This is a genomic window from Pseudoalteromonas sp. BSi20652 (genome assembly GCF_000239855.1).
Classification (GTDB): Bacteria; Pseudomonadota; Gammaproteobacteria; order Enterobacterales; family Alteromonadaceae; genus Pseudoalteromonas.
This window is the reverse complement of sequence record NZ_BADT01000242.1, coordinates 1-8525: the sequence shown is the minus strand read 5'-3', so window position 1 is coordinate 8525 and position 8525 is coordinate 1. Positions and strand designations below refer to the sequence as shown.

Below are 8525 nucleotides of genomic sequence, written 5' to 3'. Positions count from 1 at the left end.
CTTCTCTTTGTGCATTCATATTTTAAGGGCTGTTATTCACAAAGAGTTTTAGAGGCGCTGCGCTTTTAGAGGATAGCTCGAGAGTTAAAAAACACTCTCAAACTTGGGTAAAACACCTGTAGACGTGCAGCCTGCAGGCATTTAAAAGCAGCGCTTTTATGGCAAATTAATGCACCACCATTTTTTGCTTAATTGCCGGCATTAATGTTTTACCATTGCCATCAACCTTATTTAACAACTTAAGTCCCATTATTTTTGCAAGCACTGGGTAAATATCAAGATTACTAACCTCTTTAATGCTTACCCCTTGCTTAAACGCAGGACCAACAGCAACAAGTGATGCAGCCATATCCTCAGTATAGGCATAACCATGTGTGCCTAAGTACGTTGGTTTTTTACCATTAGTAAACACCGCAGGCGCTGTAGTTTGCACAACAATATCACCTACCCGAGTACCTTTATTATAATGATACGCAGCAAGCTGCTCGTCGGTTAATACCGTGTAGCGGCCATTGGCTGCTTCTTGTAAACGTGCCTTGTAACCTTCAATATCAGCATTTTTAACATCGGGTTGAGTGTAAATAAGTAAACGCGGACCCGTGTTTTTAACTAAAAAGTTTTCGTCTTGAGGAAGAGTCGTTACATCAATGCTTTTTTCTGGATTTATGCTCGTCATGCCATGATCAGACACAATAACTAAATTAACCTCTTGCTCTAATTTACTTAAACGTGTTTGTAACTGCCCCATTAGCTCATCAAGTTGTTTAACCGCATTACGCGTTTGGGGTGCGTCAGGTCCAAACTCATGGCCCATGCTATCAACTAACGAAAAATAACTAGCAACAAAACGTGGACGCTGTGCTTTTGGTAAACTTAACCACTGAACAATTTGATCAACACGGCTTTGATAATCGCTATATTTCGAATAGTGATAAAAGTAATCTGGTGTCATACCATTAAATAACGCATCTGACTCAGGCCAAAAATAAGTAGCCGATTTAAGCCCCTGCATTTTAGCCAAATTCCAAAGCGGGATCCCCTTCACCCATGTACTATCGCCAAGCGCTTTGCCCATGCTGTAACAATCGTTTTTGCGTGCTTTATCACAAAAGTTATTATCAACAATGCCATGATTAACCGGCAATAAGCCTGTGATAATAGAAATATGATTAGGGAATGTTTTTGTAGGGTAAACCGGTATTAGCTTTTCTGCGCGAACGCCACGCTCGCCCATCGCCTTTAAATTTGTCGCACCGTGCTTTTCTATATAATCCCAACGCAAGCCATCAATTGATATAAGCACCACGGTTTGCTCTTTTGCAGCAAACGCCGCATGGCTAGTTAACACTAAAAGTGCCAACATCATTGTCTTCACAAATACATACTTCATTATAAATACTCGCCTACATTAAAATGCGTTAAATACTGAAAAATATAGTTTTATAATACATTTGACAGCGCTTAAATGATACAAGCACCTATACCTAACTCGTCTAGGTGTATATATTAGTAAGTAAGTATTAATAAAGAATGACAACGCGCACCTACTTTGCCAGTCATCACCACCAAACAAGGACACCGATGACTATCGACTTTAGTAAAAAAATAACCCCCGCGCGTATGTACCGCACCACCGCTAATTTACAAATGGCGCTCGAAAGCGACCGTGGGCGTATAATAAATAGCGCCGCGATTCGTCGGCTGCAGCAAAAAACCCAAGTTTTTCCGCTTGAACGTAATGCCGCAGTACGCTCACGCCTTACGCACTCGCTTGAAGTACAACAAGTAGGCCGGTTTATAGTGCAGCGTATTTTTGCCAACTTAAACTACCAACAACAAAAAGACTACGGCTTAACCGACCTAGAACGCCCATTAGAAAGCCTAGTCGAAATGGCCTGCCTAATGCACGATATTGGCAACCCACCCTTCGGGCATTTTGGTGAAGCTGCAATAAATAACTGGTTTAATAATAATTTAGCAAGCGTAACTCCCGATCGCTGCAAAGAGCCAAACACCGGCATAGGCGTTATTTTTAAACATCTTGCGCTTGATATTTGTAACTTTGAAGGCAACGCTCAAGGCATACGTATTATTCACTCTTTGCAAACGCTTAATTTAACGTATAGCCAAAGCGCCGGTATATTAAAATACACTCGCCCAGCAGGGCTTGATATAAAAAACATACCGCAAAACAAAAACTACTTAATGAAAAAAGTAGGTTACTACTACAGCGAAAAAGCCTTTGTAGAAGCATTACAAAAAGAACTCACCATTGAACCTTACTGCCGCCATCCCGCAAGTTACATAATGGAAGCCGCCGACGATATTTCGTATTGCCTAGCCGACATAGAGGACGCTGTTGAAAAAGGTATAATAAGCACAGAATACCTGTGTACACAGCTTAAAATTCATTACAAAAAAGCACTTATAAACCTAACAATAGACGACACAGAGCACCAAGCGTTTGTAGATAAAGCCGTTGATTACGCGCTCGATCGCGCAAAAGCACAGCCTTATAATTTCAATAGTGAATTTTTTATATATTTGCGCGTAGCGTTATTGCACCCACTGGTAAATCACGCTGCAAAACGCTTTATTGAAAACATAGAGCCTATTTACCATGGTGACTTAAACCAGGCGCTGTTAGAAGATAGAAGCCACCTACACGCCGTAACTAAAACGTTAAAACAAGTCGCACTTGAGCATGTGTTTTCAAACAAAGAAGTAGAAAAATTAGAGCTCCAAGGCTACAGAATAATTAACGGCCTACTCGATTGCTATAAACCGCTACTGAAGCTAAACAGCGACAACTTTAAACGCGCACTCAATGGCGACTCACGCTTATTAATAGAATCGCGTTTAGTTAAAAAACTCTCTAAAAAACATTTAAACAGCTACCAACATGCCATAGACGCCATGCAAGAAGAACCCGACCACTTTGCAGCATACGAGTTTTATTATCGGTGTAGATTGATTCAAGATTATATAAGCGGCATGACCGACCAATTTGCGTACGACGAGTATCGCAGCTTAATGGTCATTGATTAAGTTAACTTGCCCTAGATAATTTTTAATTTTGCGCTTAAAATCAAACTATTAATATTTAAGCGCGCATAACTTTATGATATCAAAACTAATTAGACTTACCCTTTGCTTTGCCTTATTTTATAGTGCGCAAAGTACGGCATACAACGAAGCTATGTGCATTTTAATTAAGCAAGAAATGCAGCAATACAGTAATAACAAAGCGAGTCAAAAATATCGTGAAGCCGCGCGCAACTATAAAAAAAACTGCAATAAACCAAAAGAAATTCAAGCGCAAACTAAGCCACAAATAATAGAACCTAAACAAACTATTATTACACAGCCACAACCTCAAATTGTTGAACCAGCCCCCGTTATTGAACCAGCCCCCGTTGTTGAACCGACTACCGAAGCGGCTAAAAGTAACATAACCGAGCAAATGCTTAATTTAACCAATGAACAAAAACAACAAATTAACGACTTGCTAAATAGTAATAATAACAACCAAATAGTAATTGACGCAGACCCTACAAAACAAACAAACCAAGCTGTAATAGAACCAGTAAAACCTACCACGGCAGTAAATACAGTTGCGCAAACACCTCAAATTAAACCTGTTTTGGTAGCTAAACCAGCGCCCACAACCCCACTGCAACCTGCAGTGCAAAGCCCAAACTCGTTACTTTTACCCACGTTAATACTTGTTATAGTAGTACTTATTGGCGCCATGGTGTTGGTGCGCCTACGCCGCGCAAAACAAAGCAAAATAACGGCAGCACCGTTTATATCAACCTTTGCAAAAACTAAAGCTGAACCCCAAACAGACGTTGAGCCCACAGTAACCAATACACCCGCGCAAGTAAGTACAGGCACTGTGCAAACAGCAGTGCCTAACGCCGACGAGAAAAACAACGTAACAACTCAACCGCAAGAGCCAACAGCGGCAGAGCCCATAGATACCTCAGAACAAACGAGTGCAGCCACGTTTACCGAAGTAAAACAAAAACCAGAGCCTAACACCGCAGAATTTGAAGCTGCAGCTAAAGCAACCTTAGAACGCATTAAAAATGCCAGCAGTTTTAGTGAACCGCAAGTGCGCGACTTTGATCCAGATGCAAAGCCAATAAAAAAACAACGTACACACTATGCAGCCCAAGTAGCAAAATTAACATCAGTAGAGCCTGAACATAAAAGTGTACAACCCGTTACCAACACGCCTGAACCAATAATACCTAGCGAGCCAGTCACCAATTTGCACACGCCAGAGCAAACAACTAACGCACAAACCACAACATTTGAAACAGAAAAAGACTTTAAAGAACCACAAGTGCGTACGTTTGATCCAAACGCACCATTGCCTAGTGAAAAGCCAGCGCATAAAAAAGCAAAAGCCACACAGGCATCGCAAACTGATGAACCGCATGTTGAGCCTGAAAAAACGGACAACAGCAACCCATTTGCAAACTTGTCGTTAGATTCAAGTTGGGATCCAGAATCAACTGAAAAGCCAGTAATAGAAGAGAAAAAACACCCCCCTAAATCACAAGCACTAATAGACGCAGAAGAACGCGCTAAAAAGCTACAAACAAAAGAGTAGCAACCTCACTCACTGCTCTTTGTGCATTAAAGCTCTAAAACCCATTATTCACAAAGAGATTAAGAGGCGCTGCGCCTTTAGAGGGAATGAAAAAGCCCACCATTTACAATCCCGAGGCTAAATATAACCCTTTAGACGCGTAGCTTGCTGGCGTTTAAAAGCAACGCTTTTACGGGATTATAAACGTAATTGACTCACCACCGAAAAGTGAGTTAAGGGCAGTAACTTAAACATTGCTACAAACTAACCAATATTTTTTAACTCTGTGTAGCGCAAAGCGCCTCGATGTACTCTGTGGTGATATCTATTTTTAAATAACAAGAAGCTGTCGCTTCTAACGTGAGCAAGCTCTACGTCTTGTATCTCTCATTGATAAACTAAAATACCGCCTGTCACTTTGGCTACTCATTTATTCCTCATTTTGTTCTCTTTGTGCATTCCAGTATTAAAAGCTCTTTAATCACAAAGAGGTAAGAGACGCTGCGCTTTTAGAGAAGTGATTGTGCTTAATAACGGGAAACTTTACTTCTAACGAGAGCAAGCTCGAGGTCTGTAATTAAATACCAGCGCTTGCAACAAACACCTTAGGCGCAAAGCTTACTCGCGCGAAAAGCGAAGCTTTTAAATTATGGACGAAAGTTTGCCTTTCGCTTTAATTAAAGCATTCTGCATTACTCGTTCAACTTAAATACACCTATTCGCCTCACATGGTGAGGCAAATAATAAGGTTAATTGCCTCATTGGACAATTTTGTAACGTGTGCTACGCCCGCCTGCGGCGGTTTTTGTTATAAATCCAAGCGTTTGCAAGTCAGCTAAATGGCGGGTTGCGGTTGCACGGCTAACCTTAGCCACCTTTTGATACTGACTCGCACTAATACCCTGTTCAAATTGGCCATCAAGTAACTTATTAAGCACTTTTACTTGCTGCTCACTTAACTTTGTTTGATCTTTACTTGCCCAGTAATTGGTTTTAAAAATTGTTTGCTCAATATTATTAAGCGTATGGTGTATCGCATTATTAAGGGTGCGTAAAAACCACTTAATCCACTGCGTAATACACAGCTCTCCACGCTGAGTGGCTTCAAGCACCTCGTAGTAGCTTTTTCTGTCTTGTAAAATAGCGACCGACATAGCGTAAAACCGAATTGACTCAGCATGTTCTTGCGCTAATGCCAGATCGGTTATAAGCCGTGTAATACGCCCATTACCATCTTCAAGTGGATGTATTGTTACAAACCATAAATGTGCGATAGCAGCCCGAATAAAAGGGTCTATTTGAGGGTCGTTTTGCGTTTTGTTAAACCAGTTAAAAAATAGCAAAAGCTCTTTATTTACTAACTCTTTTGGAGGCGCTGTAAAATGTAATACCGGTTTATCTAAGCGCCCCGACACCACTTGCATTGGCTCGTCACCACGCAATTGCCCGCCCTCAATTTTAGTAAATAAGCTTTGCTCACCTGCAAACAATAAGCGATGCCAATTAAGCACTCGTTCTAAATCAAGCGGTGAATCTGTGTTATTTATTGCATCAAGCATAATCTCTGCAAGATTATCGCTTTGCACTGTTGTTGGGTAAGGTTGCTCATTAATATTGAGCTTTTTGGCAAGAGAAGAGCGAACCGAAAATGCATTAAGCTTTTCGCCCTCAATCGCACTGGAGTGAATAATATTTGCAAGTAAAGTATCAAGGGCATGCTGCTTTTGTTGAGCGCTTTGCACGCCCATACGCCCTACTAATAAACCTTGATTATATGAAAGCTCCCTTAGTAAAGGCGCAAGCGCCGCAGCATCCCACGTAAAGTTTGGCCAGTTTTGCTGTTGCCATATCCACATAGTCTTTAGTCCTAAAGTTAATTAACTTCAGTCTATGTTATTTAATTGCCTCATGCAATGAGGCGAATAGTAGAGTTAATTGCCTCATTACTTTTAAGCGTTACACAAAACAACAGTTCATTTTCCTGTGGTAAAAAATGTATTTTTAAGCAAGGTATAAAACTTCACCTACAATAATTTAAACACCACTCTCAACAAAAGCGTAGCTTTTAAATTATCACCTTATTTAAAATATATGCACTTTTAAAGGCTTTTTTAACCGCTGGGAATATTCACGGTTAAGATTAGAAAATTGCTTATACATCATCGTTTTTAATTGCTTTTCAGATAACTTATTACAGAGGAACTCTTGCTCAGCAAGCATTATATTCTTAAGTAACGATCTCCCTGTTTGAGTATCCATTAAAAAGTAAATTGCAGCCCAACTGCTTGTATACAGCTTACTGGTATCACCTTTTTTCCACGAGTCATCCAAACCCACTAACGAATCAATTAAAAATACACTTTTAGTAATATTGTTATTTTTAGTCCATGAACTCTTCGGCTCAACAATAGCCATTTGCATATTATTTTTAGTAAGCTCAAAGTATTCAGCAAATCCCTCATTAAACCATCTTGGCGTATAACCTAGCACAGCTTTATTAATGGCGTGCACTGACTCATGTACCGCAGTTCGCATTGCACTGTGTGCATTATCATAATGAATAAAAGCAGAATTACTCGCGTGAAAATACATACCCGCAGTGTTTGTAGGGTCAGCACTGCGTTGCTTAATTGCGGCCTCATAAGCGCGGCGCGTAGGCAATACCGTTAAATTAAGCTTTACCTTTTTAAGTGCATGCACGCCAATAATCTGCCCGTATACTTTAAATACAGTATTAAGTTTTATGCGTAACTCTTGGTTAAATGACGAAGGTAAATTAGGCGTATTTAAAGTGAGGTCAAAGTAATCTAACGGTTCAATAAAACCAGTATCGTAAGTTGCTACTGCAAAGTCCGGTTTTTTATCACTAAAATGCGGCACACCGTCACTGTCTGTCCACGTAAATATATCGCCATTACGTTTATATTTAACCTTCCCCAACGACACATCCACGCAGCGCGTATTGTTAGCTTGCGATAAATGATTATCGGCAAATACTGATGCATTTTGTAAAGTAGCCGTGCTTATATTTTTGAGCTGTTTAGTTGCTAACGGTTCAGTAGCTACCTGCGACAATAAACTACTATAAATTCGTTTAACCTCGCCTATAGGATCGTAATAATTAAATACCCGCCCAGTAAAATGATTGGCAATGAGGGCCGATGCAATTAGCAGCACAAAAAATACAAACACCACGCGCAATTTTGTTTTAAACATATTTATTGGCGCCCTTGCCACTGTACTTCAAACAACTCTTTTTGCTTACCCCGATACTCGCTGCACCATACAAAATCGGCCGACCCCATCCCTTTTTTACGGCAACGTTTAGGCAATTTATAAAACTTTGACCAAGCATCAAGCTTAGCGGCATCTTTATAGCTATCGCTATGCAAAGACATGTTTGATACTTTTTGATTGAGTAACCAATTACTATTAGGCGTACGAGTTGGGGTAGAAGAAGCAGCCTGATAAGCGCTACCACTCTTTTTAGGCTTACTGCAGTGATTAGCAAGTAAGGTAAATAGCGCTTTATCGCGCGCAGTTAAGCGCTCACCTTCTTTAGTGCTGTAGCCACTTCTAAATTGAGACCGAATAGTTTCGCGCTGCTTTTTAATGCTATCGCATTGAGCTTGTGTGTAAGCATCACCAGCTTGAGGAAAAGTTGTAAATACACAAATAAATACCAGTAAAATCCATTTAATCATTATTCATTCCCTGAATTAAAACTTTAAAAGAGTGTACCTATAAATGTGAAAAAACACATCAACATTACTAATCCAAAAAGTAAAAATTAAAGCTGTGGGTGGGAGTTCACCTTGTGTCTTAGTTTTTACAAAGCACCCGCGAGGTATAAAACCTCACCTACAATAATTAAACCACCACACTCAACAAAAGCGTAGCTTTTAAATTGAATTTACAAATATCG

Annotated in this window: 6 protein-coding genes; 2 read left to right on the top strand and 4 right to left on the bottom strand. The window is 40.1% G+C overall.

The features are described from left to right. Window positions 1–166: 166 nt before the first annotated feature. Entirely contained in the window at window positions 167–1390 is a 1224-nt protein-coding gene (locus P20652_RS00675) for an alkaline phosphatase family protein (protein WP_008172784.1), read from the bottom strand. A gap of 191 nt (window positions 1391–1581) precedes the next feature. Here P20652_RS00675 and dgt point away from each other — a divergent pair, with 191 nt between their 5' ends. Next, window positions 1582–3048, top strand: coding sequence for a dGTPase (gene dgt / locus P20652_RS00680; RefSeq protein WP_008172783.1), 1467 nt, complete (start codon window positions 1582–1584; stop codon window positions 3046–3048). A 73-nt stretch (window positions 3049–3121) separates the two neighbouring features. Further along, the gene (locus P20652_RS00685; protein ID WP_008172782.1) at window positions 3122–4621 is read left to right on the top strand and encodes a hypothetical protein; all 1500 of its coding nucleotides are present in this window, start codon (window positions 3122–3124) and stop codon (window positions 4619–4621) included. A 737-nt stretch (window positions 4622–5358) separates the two neighbouring features. Here the strand turns inward: P20652_RS00685 and P20652_RS00690 are convergent. From P20652_RS00690 to P20652_RS00700, 3 genes are all read right to left on the bottom strand, one after another. Then, the gene (locus P20652_RS00690) at window positions 5359–6456 is read right to left on the bottom strand and encodes a Fic family protein (RefSeq protein ID WP_008172781.1); all 1098 of its coding nucleotides are present in this window, start codon (window positions 6454–6456) and stop codon (window positions 5359–5361) included. 226 nt (window positions 6457–6682) lie between these two features. Beyond that, window positions 6683–7816: a hypothetical protein gene (locus P20652_RS00695; protein WP_008172780.1), complete on the bottom strand. Its 1134-nt coding sequence runs from the start codon at window positions 7814–7816 to the stop codon at window positions 6683–6685. A 2-nt stretch (window positions 7817–7818) separates the two neighbouring features. Next, complete coding sequence (locus P20652_RS00700; protein ID WP_008172779.1) at window positions 7819–8304, bottom strand: hypothetical protein; 486 nt, start codon at window positions 8302–8304, stop codon at window positions 7819–7821. Between the last annotated feature and the right edge of the window lie 221 nt (window positions 8305–8525).

Coding starts and splice junctions, on each gene's coding strand:
- P20652_RS00675 (WP_008172784.1), bottom strand. CDS start 1,390: ATGAAGTATGTATTTGTGAAGACAATGATGTTGGCACTTTTAGTGTTA.
- dgt (WP_008172783.1), top strand. CDS start 1,582: ATGACTATCGACTTTAGTAAAAAAATAACCCCCGCGCGTATGTACCGC.
- P20652_RS00685 (WP_008172782.1), top strand. CDS start 3,122: ATGATATCAAAACTAATTAGACTTACCCTTTGCTTTGCCTTATTTTAT.
- P20652_RS00690 (WP_008172781.1), bottom strand. CDS start 6,456: ATGTGGATATGGCAACAGCAAAACTGGCCAAACTTTACGTGGGATGCT.
- P20652_RS00695 (WP_008172780.1), bottom strand. CDS start 7,816: ATGTTTAAAACAAAATTGCGCGTGGTGTTTGTATTTTTTGTGCTGCTA.
- P20652_RS00700 (WP_008172779.1), bottom strand. CDS start 8,304: ATGATTAAATGGATTTTACTGGTATTTATTTGTGTATTTACAACTTTT.